Source organism: Limobrevibacterium gyesilva (genome assembly GCF_025989185.1).
Classification (GTDB): domain Bacteria; phylum Pseudomonadota; class Alphaproteobacteria; order Acetobacterales; family Acetobacteraceae; genus Limobrevibacterium; species Limobrevibacterium gyesilva.
On the sequence record NZ_JAPDNT010000002.1, the window covers coordinates 1 to 20,147 of the forward strand.

Annotated in this window: 19 protein-coding genes; 4 read left to right on the forward strand and 15 right to left on the reverse strand. The window is 70.8% G+C overall.

The features are described from left to right. Positions 1-1,604: ComEC/Rec2 family competence protein (locus OL599_RS04015; RefSeq protein ID WP_264712345.1), on the forward strand; the 1,604-nt coding region annotated here is incomplete at its 5' end. A 3-nt stretch (positions 1,605-1,607) separates the two neighbouring features. On the opposite strand, the gene OL599_RS04020 is transcribed toward OL599_RS04015, so the two are convergent. The 8 genes from OL599_RS04020 to OL599_RS04055 form a co-directional block, all read right to left on the reverse strand. Then, positions 1,608-1,949, reverse strand: a complete 342-nt coding sequence (locus OL599_RS04020) for a hypothetical protein (RefSeq protein ID WP_264712347.1) — start codon at positions 1,947-1,949, stop codon at positions 1,608-1,610. A gap of 102 nt (positions 1,950-2,051) precedes the next feature. Continuing rightward, positions 2,052-3,647, reverse strand: coding sequence for a gamma-glutamyltransferase family protein (locus tag OL599_RS04025; protein WP_264712348.1), 1,596 nt, complete (start codon positions 3,645-3,647; stop codon positions 2,052-2,054). Positions 3,648-3,750: 103 nt separating this feature from the next. Next, on the reverse strand, positions 3,751-4,491 hold the full coding sequence (gene lexA, locus OL599_RS04030; protein ID WP_264712350.1) for a transcriptional repressor LexA: 741 nt from the start codon (positions 4,489-4,491) through the stop codon (positions 3,751-3,753). A 131-nt stretch (positions 4,492-4,622) separates the two neighbouring features. Further along, entirely contained in the window at positions 4,623-5,828 is a 1,206-nt protein-coding gene (locus OL599_RS04035; protein ID WP_264712351.1) for a molybdopterin molybdotransferase MoeA, read from the reverse strand. Between the two features lie 6 nt (positions 5,829-5,834). Then, positions 5,835-6,311: a cyclic pyranopterin monophosphate synthase MoaC gene (moaC, locus tag OL599_RS04040; RefSeq protein WP_264712352.1), complete on the reverse strand. Its 477-nt coding sequence runs from the start codon at positions 6,309-6,311 to the stop codon at positions 5,835-5,837. Beyond that, the gene (gene trpC / locus OL599_RS04045; protein WP_456306676.1) at positions 6,308-7,129 is read right to left on the reverse strand and encodes an indole-3-glycerol phosphate synthase TrpC; all 822 of its coding nucleotides are present in this window, start codon (positions 7,127-7,129) and stop codon (positions 6,308-6,310) included. Before trpC ends, moaC begins: the two co-directional genes overlap by 4 nt. Next, entirely contained in the window at positions 7,126-8,136 is a 1,011-nt protein-coding gene (gene trpD / locus OL599_RS04050) for an anthranilate phosphoribosyltransferase (protein ID WP_264712353.1), read from the reverse strand. The genes trpC and trpD overlap by 4 nt, the downstream gene beginning before the upstream one ends. A gap of 27 nt (positions 8,137-8,163) precedes the next feature. Further along, complete coding sequence (locus OL599_RS04055) at positions 8,164-8,760, reverse strand: anthranilate synthase component II (RefSeq protein ID WP_264712354.1); 597 nt, start codon at positions 8,758-8,760, stop codon at positions 8,164-8,166. A 182-nt stretch (positions 8,761-8,942) separates the two neighbouring features. Between OL599_RS04055 and OL599_RS04060 the strand changes: the two genes are divergently transcribed. Together OL599_RS04060 and OL599_RS04065 are read left to right on the forward strand one after the other, a co-directional pair. Further along, complete coding sequence (locus tag OL599_RS04060; protein WP_264712355.1) at positions 8,943-9,836, forward strand: divergent polysaccharide deacetylase family protein; 894 nt, start codon at positions 8,943-8,945, stop codon at positions 9,834-9,836. 83 nt (positions 9,837-9,919) lie between these two features. Beyond that, on the forward strand, positions 9,920-10,522 hold the full coding sequence (locus OL599_RS04065; protein ID WP_264712356.1) for a glycine cleavage system protein R: 603 nt from the start codon (positions 9,920-9,922) through the stop codon (positions 10,520-10,522). Positions 10,523-10,644: 122 nt separating this feature from the next. On the opposite strand, the gene glpK is transcribed toward OL599_RS04065, so the two are convergent. Continuing rightward, positions 10,645-12,150, reverse strand: a complete 1,506-nt coding sequence (glpK, locus tag OL599_RS04070; RefSeq protein WP_264712357.1) for a glycerol kinase GlpK — start codon at positions 12,148-12,150, stop codon at positions 10,645-10,647. A gap of 252 nt (positions 12,151-12,402) precedes the next feature. Between glpK and OL599_RS04075 the strand changes: the two genes are divergently transcribed. Further along, the gene (locus OL599_RS04075; protein ID WP_264712358.1) at positions 12,403-14,613 is read left to right on the forward strand and encodes a hybrid sensor histidine kinase/response regulator; all 2,211 of its coding nucleotides are present in this window, start codon (positions 12,403-12,405) and stop codon (positions 14,611-14,613) included. A gap of 14 nt (positions 14,614-14,627) precedes the next feature. On the opposite strand, the gene OL599_RS04080 is transcribed toward OL599_RS04075, so the two are convergent. Genes OL599_RS04080 through OL599_RS04105 form a run of 6 tightly spaced genes read right to left on the reverse strand, consistent with a single transcriptional unit; the run spans position 14,628 to position 20,107 of the window. After that, positions 14,628-15,212, reverse strand: a complete 585-nt coding sequence (locus OL599_RS04080) for a hypothetical protein (protein WP_264712359.1) — start codon at positions 15,210-15,212, stop codon at positions 14,628-14,630. 24 nt (positions 15,213-15,236) lie between these two features. After that, positions 15,237-16,043 (reverse strand): ABC transporter permease, encoded by an 807-nt coding sequence (locus OL599_RS04085; RefSeq protein WP_264712360.1) that lies wholly within the window; start codon positions 16,041-16,043, stop codon positions 15,237-15,239. Then, a complete protein-coding gene (locus OL599_RS04090; RefSeq protein ID WP_264712361.1) occupies positions 16,043-16,615 on the reverse strand; it encodes an ABC transporter ATP-binding protein in 573 nt (190 codons plus the stop codon). Before OL599_RS04090 ends, OL599_RS04085 begins: the two co-directional genes overlap by 1 nt. 26 nt (positions 16,616-16,641) lie before the next feature. Beyond that, on the reverse strand, positions 16,642-18,039 hold the full coding sequence (locus OL599_RS04095) for a dipeptidase (RefSeq protein WP_264712362.1): 1,398 nt from the start codon (positions 18,037-18,039) through the stop codon (positions 16,642-16,644). After that, on the reverse strand, positions 18,036-18,668 hold the full coding sequence (locus OL599_RS04100; RefSeq protein WP_264712363.1) for a class II aldolase/adducin family protein: 633 nt from the start codon (positions 18,666-18,668) through the stop codon (positions 18,036-18,038). The genes OL599_RS04095 and OL599_RS04100 overlap by 4 nt, the downstream gene beginning before the upstream one ends. Further along, the gene (locus tag OL599_RS04105; protein ID WP_264712364.1) at positions 18,665-20,107 is read right to left on the reverse strand and encodes an amidase; all 1,443 of its coding nucleotides are present in this window, start codon (positions 20,105-20,107) and stop codon (positions 18,665-18,667) included. Before OL599_RS04105 ends, OL599_RS04100 begins: the two co-directional genes overlap by 4 nt. Between the last annotated feature and the right edge of the window lie 40 nt (positions 20,108-20,147).

Consider the following 20,147-nt stretch of genomic DNA (forward strand, 5'->3'; position numbering starts at 1 on the left):
CCGCCTATCCCGGCGCCTGGGACCTGCAGCGCGACGCCTTCTATGCCGGGATCGGCGCCTTCGGCTACGCGCTGAACCCGGCCGAGCGTGTCGCCGGGGCCGCGCCCAGCGGGCCGCTGCGCGGGCTGCAGCGCCTGCGCGAAGTGATCGCCGGGCGCATCGCCGCGGTGCTGCCGGGCACCACAGGCGCCATCTCGGCCACGCTGCTGACCGGCGGCACGTCGTCGATCCCCGAGGCCGACCGGGCGGCGTTCCGCGATTCCGGGCTCGCGCATCTGCTGGCGATCGCCGGCCTGCATATCGGCATCGTCATGGGCCTGGCGTTCGGCGCGACGCGACTGGCCCTGGCGGTGTGGGAGCATGCCGCACTGCACTGGCCCACCAAGCAGATCGCCGCCCTGTCTGCGATCGCCGCCGGAGGGAGCTACATGCTGCTGACCGGCGCGCATGTGCCGATCATCCGCAGCTTCGCCATGGCCTGCCTGGTGACGCTGGGCGTGATCATGGGGCGGCGGGCGCTGTCGCTGCGCGGGCTGGCGCTGGCCATGGCGGCGCTGATCCTGATCGCGCCCAACGAGGTGATGGGCGTCAGCTTCCAGATGAGCTTCTCCGCGGTGCTGGCGCTGATCGTGGGCTACGAATTGCTGCGGCCATGGCTGAGGCGGCTGTACGGCGACGGCGCGTGGCGGCGGCGCCTGCTGGGGCATGTCGTGGCGCTGGCGCTGACCAGCGCGCTGGCCGGCACGTTCTCCGCGCCCTATGGCGCCTATCATTTCGGCCATATCCAGCTCTACTACGTGTTCGCCAACATGCTGGCGGTGCCGCTGACGGCAATGTGGGTGATGCCGGCGGGCATGATCGCGCTGGCGCTGATGCCGCTGCACCTGGAGGCGCTGGCGCTGGTGCCGATGGGCTGGGGTGTCGATGCGGTGCTGTGGATCGGCCGCGCCGTCGCGTCCTGGCCCGCTGCCGTGGTGGCGGCACCGCATATCCCGGCCTGGGGCTTGGCGGTGCTGTCGCTGGGCATCGCCTGGACCGGATTGTGGCGCACGCGGCTGCGGCTCGCGGGTGTGGTTGCGATCGTGCTGGGGCTGATCTCGCCCGCCCTCGACCGACCGCCGGACATCCTGGTTTCTGCCGAGGCGCGACTGATCGGGGTGCGCACGCCGGCGGGCGTGTTCGTGCAGAAGGCGTCCGGCGCCTCGCGTTTTACGCTCGACTCGTGGCTGCAATACTGGGCGGCGGCAGACACGACGCCGCTGGCCGGAAATGCGGGCAACATCGGCTGCAACGAGCTGGGCTGCCTGGTGCAGGGCCGCGGCGCCACTGCGCGCATCATCCGCGGCGAGGGCGCCTGCGACGCCGATGTCCTGATCTCCGCCGAGCCGATCCCGCTGCGCTGCCCGGCGCCGGTTCGGCTGGTGGATCGCTTCAGTGTCTGGCGGGAGGGGGCACACGCCATCTGGCTTGATGCCGGCGGCGCCCTTGTGCTGTCCGACCGCCAATTTCGCGGCAACAGGCCCTGGGTGCTGCCTTTGCCCACGCGCGGCCGCACGCCCCCCGGCCTGACGCCGGCGAAGAGCGAGGAATTGCCGCCGGAATGATGCTCAGCGTTTCTTGGCAGTTACGTTGTAGATGCAGAGCGGCCCGGTCAGCGTTCCGTCCAGCGAATTACCGACAACCTTCCCCTTGAGATTTACATTCCCGTTGGTCGCGTTGAAGCTTCCGTCAGGCCCCACCTTGGTCGGCACCTCGGTCTGGTTCCAGTGAAACATGAAGGTGCTATCAACAATCTTGGGATTGAACGGCGTATCGTGCGGACACGGTGTCTGCGCTCTGGCGGCAGACGTCAGGTGGATGTTGCCCTGGTATTGGCCATCGAAGGGCGAGGCGGCGAGGGCGAGGCTGGTCAGCGACACGGCAGCTACGGCGGCGAAAAGGTTTCGCATCGCGCACTCCCGGGTTGACGAGCCGAGCTTTGGGCAGAGCGGAACGAAAGGCAAGTTCCGGTTACGTGAGTGGACCGAACCCGGCTTTGCCGTGCTTGCCGGTCAGGGCACACCGGCCACGTAGCCGTCGCGCTGCGGGTCCGCGCCGCCTTCCAATACGCCGTCCCATAGGGCGATGCCGTGCGGGGCGGCGAACGGGAAACTCATCGGCGAGCGCTTCACGTCGTAGCCCATGCCCTCGACGACGCGCTGCACGCCGCGGGGAATGCGGTTGGAGATATCGATCGCGTCGGTGGTGGCGGAGAAGCGTGGCGCCATCACCGCCTCCTGCATGGTCATGCCCCAGTCCAGCACGTTCAGCAGCACCTGCAGGATCGCCACCCCGATCCAGGCGCCGCCGGGCGAACCGACGGTCGCCACCGGCGTGTCGCCCTCCAGCACGATCGTCGGCGACATCGAGGAGAAGCGGCGCTTGCCCGGCGCGATCGAGCCGGGACGACCGGGGCGGGGGTCGTACCAGTTCATCGCCCCGTTCAGCATGAAGCCGGTGCCCGGCGGAATCACGCCGGAGGGCACGCCGAGCGTGTGCGTCAGCGACACCACCATGCCCTGCGCATCGACGCAGGAGACCGTGGTGGTGTTCTTCGCGTCGCTGCCGACCCGCGGCAGCGGCGTCTTCTCGCCGCGTTCGATGCGCGCCGCGCAGGCATCGGCATGGGTGTCGGACAACAGCATGTCCAGCGGCGGCGGCACGAAATCGGGGTCGCCGATATGCTCTTCCTTGTCGCGGCCGGCGATCTTCATCGCCTCGGCCACGGTGCGGATGTATTCGGGGCTGTTGTGGCCGAGCGAAACCAGGTCGAAGCGCTCGAGGATGCGCAGCATCTCCACGATGACGATGCCGCCGGCCGGTGGCGGCGGCACGGCGATGCGGCGGCCGCGATAGGTGATCTCCAGCGGCGCGTGCTGGCGCGGCCGGAAGCCCGCGAGGTCCGCCATCGACAGCAGCCCGTCATGCGCCTGCATGTCGGCAACGATGCGCCGGGCGATCTCGCCGGTGTAGAAGCTCTCGGCGCCGTCGCGCGCGAGGCCGCGCAGCGTGGCCGCGAGCTCAGGATTGCGCACCGGGTCGCCTGGCCGCTTCGGCGTGCCGTCCGGGCGCAGGTACAGCCGCGCGCCATCCGGGGTGAAGGCGAGCTTGGAGGCGAAGCTGAGCCGGCCGTACGCGGCCTCGTTCAGCGTGAACATGCTGTAGACATGCGGGCGGATCGCCCAGCCTTCCTCGGCGAAGGCGATCGCAGGGGTGAACAGATCGGCCCAGGGCGTGCGGCCGAAGCGTGCATGTGCGGCTTCGAACACGCGCAGGATGCCGGGCGTGGTGACGGCGCGGTGGCCAATCTCGTTGACGCCGCCCTTGAGCACGTAGCCGTAGCCGTCGGCGCATTCGCGCTCGAAGATGCCGGCCCACATGTCCGCGCGGCAGGCGGCGGGGCAGGTGGAGAGGCCGTCGAGCACGACATGCGCGCCGCTCGCGGGGTCGAACACCTGCATGCTGCCGAGGCCGCCGACGCCGCACATCAGCGGATCCACGACGCCCTGGGTCAGGGCGCAGGCGAGCACCGCATCGAGGGCGTTGCCGCCGGCCTGCAGCACCGCCGCGCCGGCTTCCACCGCCTCGGGCTGCGGTGCGGTGATCATGGCGCGGGCTTGCGGCAGGCGGCGTTGCGGTCTCGGCATTATTGGCGTCCCCTCTGATCGGGGAAGTCTATGGCCCGCTTGCCGATCCGCCAATCCGGCCCGGTCAGTAGCGGCGCAGCAACGCCACCAGCCGGCCCTGCACCTTCACCTTGTCGGCCGGGAAGATCTGGGTCTTGTAGAGCGTGTTCGCGGGCTCCAGCGCGATGGAATTGCCGCGCCGGCGCAGCCGCTTCAGCGTCACCTCGGCATCGTCGACCAGGGCGACGACGATCTGGCCGTTCTCGGCGGTCTCGCCCTTGCGGATGACCACGGTGTCGCCGTCCCAGATGCCGGCATCGACCATCGAGTCGCCGGCCACTTCCAGGGCGTAATGGTCGCCGCCGCCGATCATCGCCATCGGCACCTCGATATGCGTGCCGTTGTCGCGCAGCGCCTCGATCGGCATGCCCGCGGCGATGCGGCCATACAGCGGCAATTGCACCGCTCCCGCCTCGTTGGCCGCGCGCACGCCGGGCAGGCGCCCGCCGAAGTCGCCGCGGATCACATTCGGGGCGAAGGCGTTCTGCTGCGCCGCCTGGTCCGGCTGCACCAGCGGGGCCGCAGCAATGGCGGCGGCGCGCGCGGCAAGGTCGTCCGGCAGGCGCACCACTTCCAGCGCGCGGGCGCGGTGGTGGCGGCGCTGCAGGAAGCCGCGCTCCTCCAGCGCCGAGATCAGGCGATGGATGCCCGACTTGGACTTGAGCTTCAGCGCCTCCTTCATCTCCTCGAAACTGGGGGAGAAGCCGGTGGTCTTGAGGTGCCGGTCGATGAAGGTCAGCAGCTCGTGCTGCTTGCGCGTGAGCATGCAGGCTCTCCCGTTGGGCCGGCCTCCAGTTTCGTCAGAGCGACACGAATCTGGAACAAACCGGCAACTACCAGGATGTTCTAGATAGGTTCTCGTGACCACGTCAAGCGTCAGAAGACCGGCTGCGTCACCTAAATGCCCAGCGTATCCAAACGGATAATGGGCACCGTCGCGCCGGCCGGCGCGGCAGGCGCGTGCGGCGGGCGCAGGATCAGGGCGTCCGCCAGCGTCAGCAGGCGCAGCATGGCCGAGTCCTGGCGCTCGAAAGCCGTCGCCACCAGGGCACCGTCCGCACCGGGCTCAAGCCGTGCGCGCAGGTGGTCGGCGCGGTGGTCGTTGGCGGCGAGCGCGGCGCCGAGCCCGGCATGGGTGACGGCGGGCGGGGCGCCGGGCAGCCCGGACAGGCGCGCGATCGCCGGCAGCAGGAACAGGATGGCGGTGACCAGCGAGGAGACAGGGTTGCCGGGCAGGCCGAGCATCGGCACGCCGCCGAGGGTTCCATGCATCAGCGGCTTGCCAGGCCGCATCGCGATCTTCCAGAAATCGAGCGTCATGCCGCGCGCCGCCAGCGCGTCCTGCACCAGGTCGTGCTCGCCCACGCTGGCGCCGCCGGTGGTGACGAGGATGTCGGCCCCGGCGGCGGCATCGGCCGCGGCGGCGATGGCATCGCGGTCGTCGGGAGCCACCGGCAGCACCACCGGATCGCCGCCGCCGGCGCGCACCAGGGCGGCCAGCGCGTGCGAATTGGAGGAGACGATGCCGCCGGGCGGAATCGGCTCGCCGGGCAGCGCGATCTCGTCGCCGGTCGCCAGGATGGCCACGCGCGGCTGGCGGTGCACGGCGACCCAGGGGTGGTTGCCGGCGGCGATCAGGCCGATGTCGCGGGCGCCCAGCCGCTTGCCGGCGGGCACCAGCACGTCGCCGGTGGCGAAGTCCTGGCCGGCACGGCGGATGTGGCGGCCGGCCGTGACGGCCTCATTGACGGTGACGCCATCGCCGTCGCGCGTGGCGTCCTCCTGCAGCAGGATCGCATCGGCGCCGTCGGGGATGATGCTGCCGGTGAAGATGCGCAGCGCCTCGCCGGCGCCCAGCGTGCCGTCCCAGGGATGCCCGGCCGGCGCGCTGCCGGCCACGCGCAGCCTTGCGCCCAGCGTGCCGTCGGCGGCGCGCAGCGCGTAGCCGTCCATGGCCGACACGTCGCGCGGCGGCTGGGTCAGGCGCGAGGCCATGGCGGCGGCGCAAACCCGTCCCCAGGCGGACGCCAGCGGAACGATTTCCGCGGCGGTGGGGCGAAGCCCCGCCAGGATCCGCTCCCGGGCCTGCTCGACGCTGATCATGCAACGTTACTCCTGCCGGAAATCGCCGGACTTGCCGCCCGACTTCGCCACCACGCGCAGCGCCTCGATGCGCATGCCGCGATCGACCGCCTTGCACATGTCATAGACGGTCAGCGCGGTCACGCTCGCGGCGGTCAGTGCCTCCATCTCCACGCCCGTGCGTCCGGTCGTCTTCACGGTGGCGGTGATGGCCACGCCATCGGCGCCGTCGGCCTGGAGGTCCACGGTGACGGCGGAGAGGGGCAAAGGATGACAGAGCGGGATCAGCTCGGCGGTGCGCTTCGCCGCCATGATGCCGGCCAGCCGGGCAACGCCGAACACGTCGCCCTTCTTCGCCGTGCCATCGAGGATCATGCGCAACGTCTCCGGCCGCATGGCCACGCGGGCCTTGGCGGTCGCTTCGCGGGCGGTGACCGCCTTGCCGCCCACATCGACCATGACGGCGTTGCCGGCGGCATCGAAATGGGTCAGGCGATCGCTCATGCGCCGAGCAGCACCCGGGTGGCGGCGGCCACGTCCTGCTGGCGCATCAGGCTCTCGCCGACGAGGAAGCAATGCACGCAGATGTCGACGAGACGCTGCAGGTCTGCGTGCGCGCGCAGGCCGCTCTCGGCGATCACCACCCGGTCGGGCGGCACCTGCGGCGCCAGCTCCAGCGTCGTCGCGATATCGGTCTTCAACGTCTTGAGGTTGCGGTTGTTGATGCCGATCAGCTTGGTCTGCAGGCCGAGCGCGCGGTCCAGCTCGCGCTGATCGTGCACCTCGGCCAGCACGTCCATGTCCAGCGCGCGGGCAAGCTCTTCCAGCTCCACCGCCTGCGCGTCGGTGATGGCCGCCATGATCAGCAGGATGCAGTCCGCACCCATCAGCCGGCTCTCGAACACCTGCCAGGGGTCGAGGATGAAATCCTTGCGCAGCACCGGCAGATCGACGGCGGCGCGGGCGGCCTTCAGATGCTCGGGCGCGCCCTGGAAATGCGGGGCGTCGGTCAGCACGGACAGGCAGGTGGCGCCGCCCTGCTTGTAGGCGCGCGCCAGCGCCGCCGGGTCGAATTCCGGGCGGATCAGCCCGCCGGAGGGCGAGGCCTTCTTGATCTCCGCGATCAGGCCGAGCCGGCCGCAGGCGGTCGCGTCCATCAGCGCGCGCCCGAAGCCGCGCGGCGGCTCGGCGGAGGAGACGCGGCTGCGCAGCGTTTCCAGCGGTGTCGCGGCCTTTCGGCGAGCCACTTCGGCGCGCGTATCGGCGCAGATCCGCGCCAGCGCGTCCGGCATGGTGCCGCCGGACTGGGTATCAGATGTCATGCAGTCTCCCGACGAAGGGTGTCCAGGGCGGCCAGCGCGGCGCCGCTATCGAGCGAACGCGCCGCCTGGGCGGCGCCGTCGCGCAGGTCGCCGGCGCGGTGGGCCACGATCAGCGCGGCGGCGGTGTTGAACACGACTGTGTCGCGATATGGGCCGGTGGCGCCGCGCAGCAATGCCTCCAGCGCGGCGGCATTGGTGGCGGCGTCGCCACCGCGGATCGCGGCAATGGGCGCGCGCGGCACGCCGGCATCCTCGGGCAGCACGGTGAACTCGCGGATGGTGCCGTCCTGCAGCGCCACAACGCTGTTCTCGCCGGCCACGGTCAGCTCGTCCAGGCCCTGGCCATGCACCAGCCACACGCTGGTGCTGCCGAGGTTGGCCAGCGTCTCGACCATTGGGCGCGCCCAGATCGGATCGAACACGCCGGTGAGCTGGCGCGTGACCGAGGCCGGATTGGCGAGCGGGCCCAGCAGGTTGAAGATGGTGCGCGTGCCCAGCTCGACGCGCGGGCCGGCGGCGTGGCGCAGGGCGGCATGGTGGCGCGGGGCGAACAGGAAGGCGCAGTTGGCCGCGCGCAGCACGCCGGGCAGCCGGTCCAGCGGCACGTCCACGTTGATGCCGAGGGCGGTCAGCACATCGGCGCCGCCGGTGCGGCTGCTCAGCGCGCGGTTGCCGTGCTTGGCCACGGGCACGCCCAGGCCGGCCAGCACGAACGTGACGGCGGTGGAGACGTTCAGCGTGCCGGCATTGTCGCCGCCGGTGCCGCAGACGTCGATGGCATCGGGCGGCGCCTCGACGCGGGACATGCGCTGGCGCATGGCGCGCACGGCGCCGGTCAGCTCGGGCACGGTCTCGCCGCGCACGCGCATGGCCATCAGCAGGCCGGCGATCTGCGCCGGCGTCGCCTCGCCGGACATGATGGTGCCGAAAGCGTCCTCGGCCTCGTTGTCGGTCAGCGTCTCGCCCGCCGCCAGGCGCGCAAGCACGGGTTTCAGGTTGGTCGACACGTCGATCCCCGGATCAGGCGGCCCGGATCAGGCTGCTCTGGCAGGCGTGTTAGCACCACGCGCGATGGCGAGGAAATTGCCGAGAAGGCGGTGGCCGAACTGGCTGGCGATACTCTCGGGGTGGAACTGCACGCCGAACACCGGCAGGGTGCGATGGCGCAGGCCCATGACCAGCCCGTCGGCGGTGCGCGCGGTCTCGATCAGCGCATCCGGCAGCGTGTCCCGGCGCACCACGAGGCTGTGGTAGCGCGTCGCCTCGAACGGGCTCGGGATGTCCGCGAAGATATCGGTGCCGTCGTGCTCGATCGGGCTGATCTTGCCGTGGACCGGGACGGGCGCGCGCGCGATCTCGCCGCCGAAGGCCTGGCCGATCGCCTGATGGCCGAGGCAGACACCGAGGATGGGAATGCGCCCCGCGGCGGCCGCGATCAGGTCGAGGCAGATGCCCGCCTCGTTCGGCGTGCAGGGGCCGGGCGACAGCACGATCGCCTCCGGCGCCATCGCCATCGCCTGGCCCACATCCAGCGCATCGTTGCGGCGCACGTCGCAGCGTGCGCCGAGGTCGCCCAGGAAGTGAACCAGGTTGAAGGTGAAGCTGTCGTAATTATCGATCAAGAGGATCATGGCCCATTTTGGGCGGCCGGTCGCGTGGGGTCAAATGGCGGCCGGGTGCGTCGACGTGATCGGTACGCAAGTGGGATACGCGGGCCACGCGGGGGAGGGCACGTTGACGCTCCCGGCCGGATCGGCGATGCGCATGTGCAATCACCGACCGACCGAAGACCCTTCCAGGCAAGGCCTTATCGATGTCCCTCCGCGACCGGTTCCGACGCCTTCTGCCTGTCCTCGCCGCAGGCCTGCCGCTGCTGGGCGCGGGGCTGCCGGGCGCTGCCCGGGCGCAGGTGACGCCGCAGCCCGAGGTTGAGCCGGCGGTGCTGGCCGTGCCGCGGCCGCCACTGCCGGCGTGGCAACGTTTCGCGGTGCAGGCGCCATCGGCGGACGGCAAGCCGACCATCGCCTTCATGTTCGACGACATGGGCCTGAACCGGCCGCAATCGGAGCGCGCCGCGGCGCTGCCGGGGCCGCTGACGCTGTCCTGGATGCCCTACGCCCAGAAATTGTCGGAGCAGGTGGCCAACGGCGCCGCGCGCGGGCATGAGACGATGTTGCACATGCCCATGGAGCCGCTGGGGCGGACCAACCCGGGCCCCAACGCCCTGCGCACCTGGCTGCCGCCGGAGACCAACCTCGCTTATCTGCGTGCCGCGCTGGACAGCGTGCCCGGCGCGATCGGCCTGAACCAGCACGAGGGCAGCGTGGCCTCGCTGTCGGTGCCGCTGATGGACCTGGTGATGGGCGAGCTGAAGGATCGCGGCCTGATCTTCGTGGACAGCCTGACGATCCCGCACAGCGTGGCGCTGAACCGCGCCCAGGCGGCCGGCATCCCCGCGGTGCCGCGCGACGTGTTCCTGGACAACTCCCCCGATCCCGCCTCCATTCGCGCGCAGATCGCCCAGGTGGAAGCGGTCGCCCGGCGCTACGGCCACGCGATTGCCATCGGCCATCCGCGCCAGAACACCATCGATGTGCTGGCCCAGTACCTGCCCACGGTGCAGGCGCGCGGTTTCGTGCTGTGGCCCGTCTCGGCGACCGTGGCGGCGCAGAACCGCATCCTGATGGTGGGTGATCCGGCGCGCTAGTGTCCTGCTGGCCCCTGCGCCCGCCGCAAGATGCGGCGAACTTCGGGGGCAGGACACTAGGATTGCCGCCCCCCCGCTGGCCGATGGTCGCGGCGACGGCCGGCAGCTGGTACAATCGGGCCGTCTCAACAAAGGAGACGCGGCGGATGACCACCTCTCTTGTGTTGACCGTGGTTGGTCCTGACAAGCCCGGACTCGTCAACCTGCTGTCCGAGACGGCCATCAGTTTCGGGGCGAACTGGCTGGAAAGCCGGATGGCCAATCTCGCCGGCCAGTTCGCGGGCATCGTCCATCTCGACGTCTCCGAGGCCCAGGCAGGCGCACTGATCGCGGCCTTGCAGGCGCTGGAGGCGAAGGGCCTGCACATCGCTGTCGCAACGAGCCGCCGCGACCAGGCGGCCGCGCCCTGGCGCCTGTTCAGCCTTGAGCTGGTCGCCCAGGACCGGCCGGGCATCGTGCGCGAAGTCTCGCGCGTCATTGCCGCGCATGGTGTCAGTATCGAGCAGCTCGACACCGACGTCTTCAGCGCTCCGCATTCGGGCGAGAGCATGTTCCGGGCGCGAGCACATCTGCGCGCGCCGGCCGAGATGGAGAGGGAGCTGCTGCGAGATGCCCTGGAGGATCTCGCCAACGAGTTGATGGTGGATATCAGTCTCGACGACGTCGTGGCGGGGAAGTCCTCCTAGTGTCCTGCCCCTGCGTCCGCCGCATCTTGCGGCGAACGCAGGGGCCAGCAGGCCACTGAAAACAAAGGGCTAGTGTCCTGCCCCTGAAGTTCGCCACCTATGCGAACTTCTGGTTCAGGACACTAGCCGCGGGTGACGGTCCGGCTGACCGCGTCCTTCCAGCCGGCATAGCGGCGGCTGCGGCTCGCCTCGTCCATATGCGGTTCGAAGCGGCGCTGCAGCGCCCAGTTGGTCGCGAACTCCGCGGGGGCGGGGCAGACGCCGGCGGCGAGGCCGGCGAGGTAGGCGGCGCCCAGCGCCGTCGTCTCCAGCACCACCGGCCGGTCCACCGGGACGCCGAGCATGTCGGCCAGGAACTGCATGGTCCAGTCGCTCGCGACCATGCCGCCATCGACGCGCAGGATCGTGCCGTCCGAGTTTCCCGCGCCCGACCAGTCCGCGCGCATGGCCTCGATCAGGTCGCGGGTCTGGTAGGCCACGCTCTCCAGGGCCGCGCGGGCCAGCTCTTGCGGGCCGGTGTTGCGGGTCAGGCCGAACAGCGCGCCGCGGGCCTCGGCGTCCCAGTGCGGCGCACCCAGCCCGGTGAAGGCCGGCACCAGGTAGACGGACTGCCCGGGATCGGCCTCGGCAGCCAGGCCGCCGGTCTCGGCGGCGTCGCGGATCACGCCCAGGCCGTCGCGCAGCCATTGCACCGCGGCGCCGGCGACGAAGATCGCCCCTTCCAGGGCGTAGGTGCGCACCCCGCGCAACTGGCAGGCGATGGTGGTGAGCATGCGCGTTCGCGACGCCACCGGCGCCTCGCCGGTGTTGAGCAGCAGGAAGCAGCCGGTGCCATAAGTGGATTTCACCATGCCCGGCCGGAAACAGGCCTGACCGACGCTGGCCGCCTGCTGGTCGCCGGCGATGCCCAGCACCGGAATCTCGGCGCCGAGGATGTCTGCCGAAACCATGCCGAACGGGCCGGCGCTGTCGCGCACATCCGGCAGCAGCGTCGCGGGGATGCGGAACAGGTCCAGCAGTTCCGGGTCCCAGACGCCGCGGACGATGTCGAACAGCATGGTGCGGCTGGCATTGGTGGCGTCGGTGGCGTGGACACGCCCGCCGGTCAGCCGCCACAGCAGCCAGGTGTCCACGGTGCCGAACGCTAGCCGGCCGGCTTCGGCGTCGGCGCGGGCGCCGGGCACGTTGTCGAGCAGCCAGGCGATCTTGGTGGCGCAGAAATACGGATCGATCAGCAGCCCGGTGCGCCCGGTGACCAGCGGCTCGTGCCCGGCCGCACGCAGCCCGGCGCAGGCGGCGGCCGTGCGGCGGTCCTGCCAGACGATGGCGTTATGAACCGGCTGGCCGGTGTCGCGGCGCCAGACCAGCGTGGTCTCGCGCTGGTTAGCGATGCCGATGCCGGCCACGTCCCTTGCGGTGCCGCCGGCCTGCGCCAGTGCCTCGCGCAGCACCGTCACGCTGTCCACGAACAGATCCTCAGGCGCATGCTCCACCCAGCCGTTGGCGGGGAAGTGCTGGGGCAGGTCGCGCCGGGCAATGGCGGCGGGGGCCAAGCGCGGCGCGCGGAACGCCATGGCGCGCGTGGAGGTGGTGCCCTGGTCGAGGGCGAGGACGAGAGTCTGGGTCATACGCTGCAGGGCCTCCTCCGGCGCGCGCCTTTGCGCGATGCGTGCCCAGCTTCCCCAGAACCGGAGGCGCTGCCAAGCAGCGGTTCTGATTCGGGGCAGGAATAATCACATTTATGTGAAAATGCGGGATAATTCCATCCAGCCGGCCCGCGAAGCGATCGGGGTGCTAGCCTGCGTTGATTGCATGGTTCATGACGCAGCGCATAGAATTGGCAATTGCAACGCGATCGCGCCGGGCAGGCAGAATACTTGATGAGCGTCTCCGCACCTGACCGGCCCACGTCGCCGATGCCTGCCATCAGCCGGTCCCTGCAGATTCTGGCGGCGGTGGTGCTGCTGCTGATCGTCGCGGTGACGATGCAGCAGCTGCTCCAGCTGCGCTCCGGCGTGCTGGACGACACCAAGCGGCAGCTGGCGCGGCTCGACATGGTGTTCGCCGAGCACACCGGACGCGCGATGGAGACGGTCGACCTCGTCATGGGCACCGTGATCGAGGCGCTGCACGAGTCCGACCAGGCTGGCGGTGCCGCGCCGGTCGCGATCAACGACGATCTGCAGCGCCGCATCGCCGGTGTCCGCGAGGTGACGGAGATCGCGGTGGCCGATCCCTCCGGGCGGATCCTGTATTCGTCGCGCGCCGCCGCTGCGGGCAATGAGATGCTGCCGGCCGCGGGGCTGGCCCTGCTGCACCACCATGCGACCCACGCCACGGACGCCCCCCAGGTCAGCGGACCGTTGCGCGCCGCGGACGGGCACTGGACGGCGCTACTCACCCGGCGCCTCACCAACGCGCGGGGCGAGTTCGCCGGTGTCGTGGCGGCCTTCCTGAACCTTCGGTATTTCGAGGAGTTCTACAAGGCGGTCGAGCTGAACGAGAGCGGTGCCATCACTCTGCACCACCGCGACGGCACGGTGCTGGCAAGCTATCCGCACCGGGACGACATCGTCGGCAGCACCTATGCCGCCCTGCCGCCGTTCAAGGACGTGTTGGCGCACGCCATCGCCGGCACGGCGATGATGGACAGCCCGATCGACGGCAGCAGCCGCGTGGTCGCCATCCAGGCGTTGAAGCTGTTCCCGCTGGCCGTGAGCGTTTCGGTGTCGGCAGACCAGATCCTGGCGCCGTGGCGGCGGCAGAGCGATGTCTTCCTCGTGTCCGCGGTGGTCGCCTGCGTGGTGATCGGCACGTTGCTGCTGTTGCTGGCACAGCAGTCGCACAAGGTCGAGACGTTGCTGGGCGAGTTCAGGTCCGCCAGGGACGCGGCGGAATCCGCCAATGTGCGCCTGCTGGAGCAGATGGCGGAGCGCGAGCGCACCGAGGCGGCTTTGCGCCAGGCCCAGCGGATCGAGGCGGTGGGCCAGCTCACCGGCGGCGTGGCGCACGACTTCAACAACCTGCTGACCGTGGTGCTCGGCAATATCGACCTGCTGCAGCAATCCTGCGCGCAGGAGTCGGTGACGGCAGAACGGCTGGAGCGGATGCGCAAGGCGGCCGAGCGCGGCGCCACGCTCACCGACCAGCTGCTTGCCTTCGCCCGCCGCCAGCCGCTGGTTGCGCGCGCGATGAAGCTCAACGATGTGGTTCAGGAGATGACCGGCCTGCTGCAAAGCGCCGCCGGGGGCAATATCCGCATCGAGACGCTTCTGGCCGACGATCCCTGGCTGGCGCTGGTCGATCCGACGCAGATCGAGCTCGTCATCCTCAATCTGGCGATCAATGCGCGCGACGCGATGCCGACCGGCGGCACACTGACCGTTGAGACGGCGAACACGCATCTCGGACCACCCGAGCGGCCGGAGGACCCTCCTGCCGGCGACTACGTGATGGTGCGCGTCGGCGACACCGGCACCGGCATGGCGCCGGACGTGCTGGCCAAGGCGTTCGAGCCGTTCTTCACCACCAAGGGGCCGGGACGGGGCTCCGGGCTCGGCCTGTCGCAGGTCTTCGGCCTCGCACGCCAGTCCGGCGGCGGCGTGCGGATCGAGAGCGCGCCCGGGCTGGGCACGTCGGTGCGGGTCTTCCTGCCGCGTGCGGCGCCGGCGGCCGACGAGCCGCCGGCGGGCGCGGCGGCGGCCGGCCCGGTCGGCAGCGCCTCCACGGTCCTGCTGGTGGACGACGACGAGGCGGTGCGCTGCACCACCGGGATGATCCTGCAGACCATGGGCTACACGGTGCTGCAGACCGAAGGCGGCGAGGGGGCGCTGGAGCGGCTGGCGGACGATAGCGAGATCGACATCCTGCTGACCGACGTGGCGATGCCCGGCATGAACGGCCCCGAGCTGGCGCGGCGCGTGCGCGAGCTGCGGCCGGCCATGCCGATCGTGTTCTTCTCCGGCTACGCCGATCCCGAGGCGGTGGCCGGCGCCAGCATCCGCCAGCGCATCGTGCGCAAGCCGTTCCGTGCCAGCGAACTGGCGGCGCAGATCGAGGCGGCCCTGGCCGAGCATCGCACGCCGGCCTGACCATGGCGGCGGGCTTACAGGCCCGTGGCGAACCGCGCCATCACCACGATGATGGTGACCTGCAGCACGCCCTGGAACCCGACCGCCCGCACATAGCGCCGCATCAACCGGCCGATCCGCGCCCCGTCCGGCCGATCCTTGCGCATTTCCAGGTAGACCAGCAGGTTGGTCGGCAGCAGCAGGCCGAGGCCCTGCACCGTCAGGATCGTTACGATCACCAGCGCCGCCACCACCCACCAGAACGCGGGATAGCCGACATCCAGGAAGCCCATCTGCTGCGCGTGGTAGTAGCCGGCGGTACCGGTGATGATCGACAGCGTGGGCATCAGGAACAGCATGCGCGGCATCAACCGGCAGATCACGGCGCGGCGTGCCGGCAGCGGCAGGCGGCGCATGATCGGGCCCAGCACGAAGCCCATGAACAGGTCGATGCCGGTCCAGAGGATGCCGCATATCACGTGCAGGAAGTTCAGCGCCCAGGGAATGTCCGCGCGGATCACCGCGACCATCACCGCCAGGGCCACGCCGACCCAGATCAGGTTGGTGTAGGCGATCGGGGTGACGTCATCGTCCAACGCGACCGTTGCCGATTGCTGCATCCGCGTTCCCCTCGGTACCAGACGTCAGCGTGGACCCGCGCGGGCCAGCCGGTCCAGCCGCAACCGGTGCCTGGCATCGGTCAGCCGGCGCGCCGCCAGGAACACCACCGCCACGACCGCCAGCCCGGCGCCGCCGGACAACAGGAACATCAACAGGATCTGGTATTTCACGGCTTCCATGGGGTCGAGCCCGGCCAGGATCTGCCCGGTCATGATGCCCGGCAACGTGACGACGCCCGAGGCGGACATGGAATTGACCACCGGCAGCAGGCCGCGCCGCATCGCCGCGCGCAGCAGCCGCCCCATCGCCTGCCGGTTGGTCGCCCCCAGGCAAAGCTGCGCCTCGATGGCGGCCTTCTCGCGCACCACGCTGCCGAGCAGCGCGTCGAGCGCCAGGCTGGCGGCGTTGAGCACGTTGCCCAGCACGATCCCGGCGAGCGGAATGGCGTAGCGGGCGTCGTACCATGGCTGCGGGCGCAGCGCGGTGGTCAGCGCCAGGATGCTGGTGATCCCGGTGGCGAAGGCGACGGCCGCGGCGCCGACGGTGTAGTTGCCCATGCGGATCAGCCGCTGTTCCGGCCGCACCGCGACCTCGCGCCCGGCGAGCGCCACCATCGCCAGGATCACCAGCAGCGTCAGTGGCGGGAAGGCGGCGTCGAACACGCGGGTGAGGATCGCGCCGATCAGCAGGAGCTGCAGCACCATGCGCCCGGCGGCGATGGCGAGCTGGCGATGCAGGCCGAGGCGATAGGCAACCGAGATCGCGCCGTCGAGCAGGATCAGTACCGACGCGATCGCCAGGTCCTGCCCGGTGAGGACGATGCTCGGCATCATGCCGGGGTCAGCCTTCCCTGCGCCATGACGAAGCGCCGGCGGCTCAGCCGCGCGGCCTGGTCGCTGCGATGCGTCACCATCAGGATCGCGGTCCCGGCCTGCAGGCGCTCGCGCAGCAGTGCCTCCGCATGGCCCTGGCTGGTCTCGTCCAGCGCCGCGGTCGGCTCGTCCAGCAGCAGCACCGGCGAGGCCGGCAGCAGCGAGCGCACCAGGGCAAGGCGCTGTTTCTCGCCGGTGGACAGGCGCAGCACCGGGCCGTCCAGCAGTTCCGGCTTCAGGTCCAGCCGCGCCGCCAGGACCCGGGCGGCGGCGAGGTCGCTGAAATGGTCGGCGACCGCCTCGCTCCACCAGCCGGATTCCGCCGGCACATAGATCACCTGCCGCCGCCATGCCGGGGCGGCGAAGCTGCCGCGCTCGCGCCCGTCCAGGAACACCGCGCCGGTGTTGGGGTCCAGGTCCGCGACCATGCGCAGGAACAGGCTCTTGCCGGAGCCGGAGGCGCCGGAGATGGCGATGCACTCGCCGGCGGCCACCGACAGGTCGAACGGCCCGACGAGCGAGCTCCGCATCGCCTGGATGCGGAGCCGCTCCTGGGTCATGCGCGCCCGAGCTTGCCCAGCAGCCGGGCATGGCTGCGCAGCCCGTGGCGGAAGCAGATGACCTCGAACTTCTCGTTCGGGCTGTGCACCTGGTCGTCGTCGAGCCCGAAGCCCATCAGCAAGGCATCGAGCCCGAGCTCGCGCTGCATGGTTTCGACCACCGGGATCGAGCCGCCGCAGCCGGTCATGACGGCGGGGCGGCCGTATTCCTCGGCGAGGGCGGCGGCCGCAGCCTGGACGAATTTCGAGTCAGTCGGGATCTCCAGGCCCGGACCGGCCCCGAACACTGTGAACTCCAGCCTGGCATCGGCGGGCACGCGCGCCTGCATGAACTGCTTGAAGCCCTCGACCACCTTCTGCGGGTCCTGGCCCGGCACCAGGCGGAACGACACCTTGGCTCCCGCCTCGGCGGCGATGACCGTCTTGGTGCCCGGGCCGCTATAGCCGCCCCAGATGCCGCAGATATCCGCGGTCGGTCGGGCCCACAGCCGCTCCAGCGCGCCACGACCCTTCTCGCCGGACGGGACCGACAGGCCGATATCGCCGAGGAAGCGGCTTTCGTCGAACCCCAGCGCCGCCCACTGGTTGGCCTGGCGCGACGAGATGTCGCGCACCCCGTCGTAGTAGCCGGGCACCTGGACGCGCCCGTCGGCGTCCTTCAGCTGCCCCAGCGCATGCGTCAGCGCGTTGATCGGGTTCAGCGCCGAGCCACCGTACATGCCGGAGTGCAGGTCGCGGTTGGCCGCCTTCAGGTCCACCTGCATGTAGACCATGCCGCGCAGGCTGGTGCTGAGCGCCGGAGTGTTCACGTCCCACATGCCGGTGTCGGAGATCACGGCGATGTCGGCGCGCAGCTCGGCGCGGTTGGCGATGACGAAGGGCTTGAAGTTGACGCTGCCGGTTTCTTCCTCGCCCTCGATCAGCACGGTGATGCGGCAGGGCATGGTGCCGGTCTGCTCGTGCCAGGCGCGGAAGGCGCTCAGCCACATCGACACCTGGCCTTTGTCGTCCACCGCGCCGCGCGCATAGACGCGCTTGCCGTGCGGGCCATCGACCAGCACCGGCTCGAAGGGCGGGCTGTGCCACAGTTCCAGCGGATCGGCCGGTTGCACGTCGTAATGGCCGTAATAGAGCAGGTGCGGAACCTCGCCGCCCGCGCCGTCCGGGCCGGGGTGGTGTGCCACCACCACCGGATGCCCGGCGGTGTCGCGCACGCTGGCGTCGAAGCCCAGCGACGCCAGTTCCTTGCAGGCGTATTCGGCGGCGGCGCGGCAATCGGCAGCATGCGCCGGCTGGGCGCTGATGCTGGGGATGCGCAGCCAGTCGATCCAGCGCTGCTGTGCCGCATCGAACGTGGCGTCGATATGCGCCAGGATTTGGTCCACTTTGCTCATGCATCCCTCGTCTGTTGGCCGTAGGTGCGGTAGCGCTCATGCGCGGCGGCCATTTCCGCGGGCGTGAGCAGGCGCGGCGTGCCGGCGGCGCGCGCGATCAGGTATTGCCGCGCCAACGTCTCCAGCCGCACGGCCGTCAGCAGCGCGCCGGCGGCATCGCGTCCATGGCAGATCATGCCGTGATTGGCCAGCAGGCACGCGGTGCGCCCGGCGATGGCGGCGGCGGCGGCGTGCGCCAGTTCCGGCGTGCCGAAGGTGACGTAGGGGGCGATGCGCACGTCGTCGCCGCCGAACCCCGCGACGGCATAGTGGAAGGCGGGCAGCGGCAGGTTCAGGCAGGCGAGCGCGGTCGCATGGTCCGAATGGGTGTGCACGATCACCATGGCCTCGGGATCGGCGCGGTAGATCTCGGCGTGCATCTGCCATTCCGAGGACGGGTGGCCGGGGCCGGCGACGTCGCCTTCCAGGGTCATCTCCACCACGCCCTCGGGCGTGACGGTGTCGCCGTGGATTCCTGTCGGCGTGATCAGCATTCCCGCGCCATGGCGGGCGCTGGCATTGCCGGCATTGCCGACATTGAGGCCGCGAGCGCCGAGTTCGCGGTACAGCGCCGCGACGGCCTCCCTCATGCCGGCACCGTGCCGGCCCGCGGATCGATCGGCAGCAGCCGGTCGAGGCCGGCGATCTGCTCGAACACGCGCGCGGCTGCCAGCGCCTGCGCCTCGCCGCGGGCGGGCGCGATGATCTGCAGCCCCACCGGGCGGCCATGCCGGTCGAAGCCGCACGGCACCGACACCGCCGGGCAACTCGTGAGCGTGATCGCGGAGGTGAGCGCGCTGCCGGCGATGTAGTTGGTGAGCTTCACGCCGTCGATCTCGTCGCGTGCGCGCAATGCGACGTCCCAGGCGGGCGTTGCCGCGCCGGGCGTGACCAGGATGTCGTATGTGCCGAAGAACGCGGCGAAGCGGCGATACAAGGCGGCGCGCGCACGCTCCGCCCAGGCCAGGCGGCTCGGGGTCTGCGCCAGGCCGTGCTCGGTGTTCCAGATGATGTCGGGCTTGATGCGGTCGCGATGGGCCGCGATCTGCAACTCCCGGTCGACGACGAAATGTTGCGCGCGCAGGGCGAGGAAGATGTCCTCGACCGGGCCCAGTTCGGGACAGGCTTCCTCGACGCTGCAGCCGGCCTGCTCGAACGCCCGCACCGCGCGGGCGCAGATCTCGCGGGTCTCGCGATCGACCGGCAGTGCGCCGCCGTAGTTCGCGGTGAAGGCGACGCGCCGGGGCGGGCGGGCTTCGGCCACCGCGGCGCTGAACGGGTGGGCCGGGGCGTCGAAGGTCAGCGGATCGAGCGGGCACAACCCGGCCATGGTGTCGAGGAACAGCGCGAGGTCCGGCACGTTGCGCGCCATCGGCCCCTGCACCGACAGCGGCGAGAACAGGTTGTTCGAGGTGCCGCGCGTGACCCGCCCCGGCGACGGCCGCATGCCCACCACCGAGCACAGCGTGGCCGGCCCGCGCAGCGACCCGCCATGGTCCGAGCCATGCGCGAGCCAGGCTTCGCCGGTCGCCACCGCCACCGCGCCGCCGCCGGTGGAGCCGCCGCAGGTCAGCGCCGTGTTCCAGGGGTTCAGCGTGCGGCCGAAGACCTCGTTGAACGTGTTGCCGCCGGCGCCGAACTCCGGGGTGTTGGACTTCGCGATGACCACCCCGCCTTTGCGCTCGATGCGCTCGACCAGCGGGTGCGACGTGGCGGGGACATGGTCGCGGAAGAGGGGGGAGCCATAGGTGGTGCGCACGCCGGCGACGTCGGCGAGATCCTTGATGACCACGGGCAGGCCGGCCAGCCAGCCGGCCTCGTCTTCCGCTTCACGCAACTGGCCGGCCATCAGCCGCTTCGCGTGGTCGCGTGCGCGGTCCAGGCACAGCGTCGGCAGCGCGTTCACCGCCGGCTCCACGGCGGCGATTCGGCGCGCCGCCGCATCGATCAGGTCGAGCGGCGAGATCTGCCGGCTGCGCAGGCCGGCAACGGCCTCGGTGGCCGTCAGCCGGATAAGGTCGTCGGACATGCGGTGGCCTCCCTCGGGCGCATTTCAGCCGCAAGCCGGC

Bases quoted from the DNA above. Each gene is read 5' to 3' on its own strand.
- OL599_RS04020 (WP_264712347.1), bottom strand. From the start codon at position 1,949: ATGCGAAACCTTTTCGCCGCCGTAGCTGCCGTGTCGCTGACCAGCCTC.
- OL599_RS04025 (WP_264712348.1), bottom strand. From the start codon at position 3,647: ATGATCACCGCACCGCAGCCCGAGGCGGTGGAAGCCGGCGCGGCGGTG.
- lexA (WP_264712350.1), bottom strand. From the start codon at position 4,491: ATGCTCACGCGCAAGCAGCACGAGCTGCTGACCTTCATCGACCGGCAC.
- OL599_RS04035 (WP_264712351.1), bottom strand. From the start codon at position 5,828: ATGATCAGCGTCGAGCAGGCCCGGGAGCGGATCCTGGCGGGGCTTCGC.
- moaC (WP_264712352.1), bottom strand. From the start codon at position 6,311: ATGAGCGATCGCCTGACCCATTTCGATGCCGCCGGCAACGCCGTCATG.
- trpC (WP_456306676.1), bottom strand. From the start codon at position 7,129: ATGACATCTGATACCCAGTCCGGCGGCACCATGCCGGACGCGCTGGCG.
- OL599_RS04055 (WP_264712354.1), bottom strand. From the start codon at position 8,760: ATGATCCTCTTGATCGATAATTACGACAGCTTCACCTTCAACCTGGTT.
- OL599_RS04060 (WP_264712355.1), top strand. From the start codon at position 8,943: ATGTCCCTCCGCGACCGGTTCCGACGCCTTCTGCCTGTCCTCGCCGCA.
- OL599_RS04065 (WP_264712356.1), top strand. From the start codon at position 9,920: ATGGTCGCGGCGACGGCCGGCAGCTGGTACAATCGGGCCGTCTCAACA.
- glpK (WP_264712357.1), bottom strand. From the start codon at position 12,150: ATGACCCAGACTCTCGTCCTCGCCCTCGACCAGGGCACCACCTCCACG.
- OL599_RS04075 (WP_264712358.1), top strand. From the start codon at position 12,403: ATGAGCGTCTCCGCACCTGACCGGCCCACGTCGCCGATGCCTGCCATC.
- OL599_RS04080 (WP_264712359.1), bottom strand. From the start codon at position 15,212: ATGCAGCAATCGGCAACGGTCGCGTTGGACGATGACGTCACCCCGATC.
- OL599_RS04085 (WP_264712360.1), bottom strand. From the start codon at position 16,043: ATGCCGAGCATCGTCCTCACCGGGCAGGACCTGGCGATCGCGTCGGTA.
- OL599_RS04090 (WP_264712361.1), bottom strand. From the start codon at position 16,615: ATGCGGAGCTCGCTCGTCGGGCCGTTCGACCTGTCGGTGGCCGCCGGC.
- OL599_RS04095 (WP_264712362.1), bottom strand. From the start codon at position 18,039: ATGAGCAAAGTGGACCAAATCCTGGCGCATATCGACGCCACGTTCGAT.
- OL599_RS04100 (WP_264712363.1), bottom strand. From the start codon at position 18,668: ATGAGGGAGGCCGTCGCGGCGCTGTACCGCGAACTCGGCGCTCGCGGC.
- OL599_RS04105 (WP_264712364.1), bottom strand. From the start codon at position 20,107: ATGTCCGACGACCTTATCCGGCTGACGGCCACCGAGGCCGTTGCCGGC.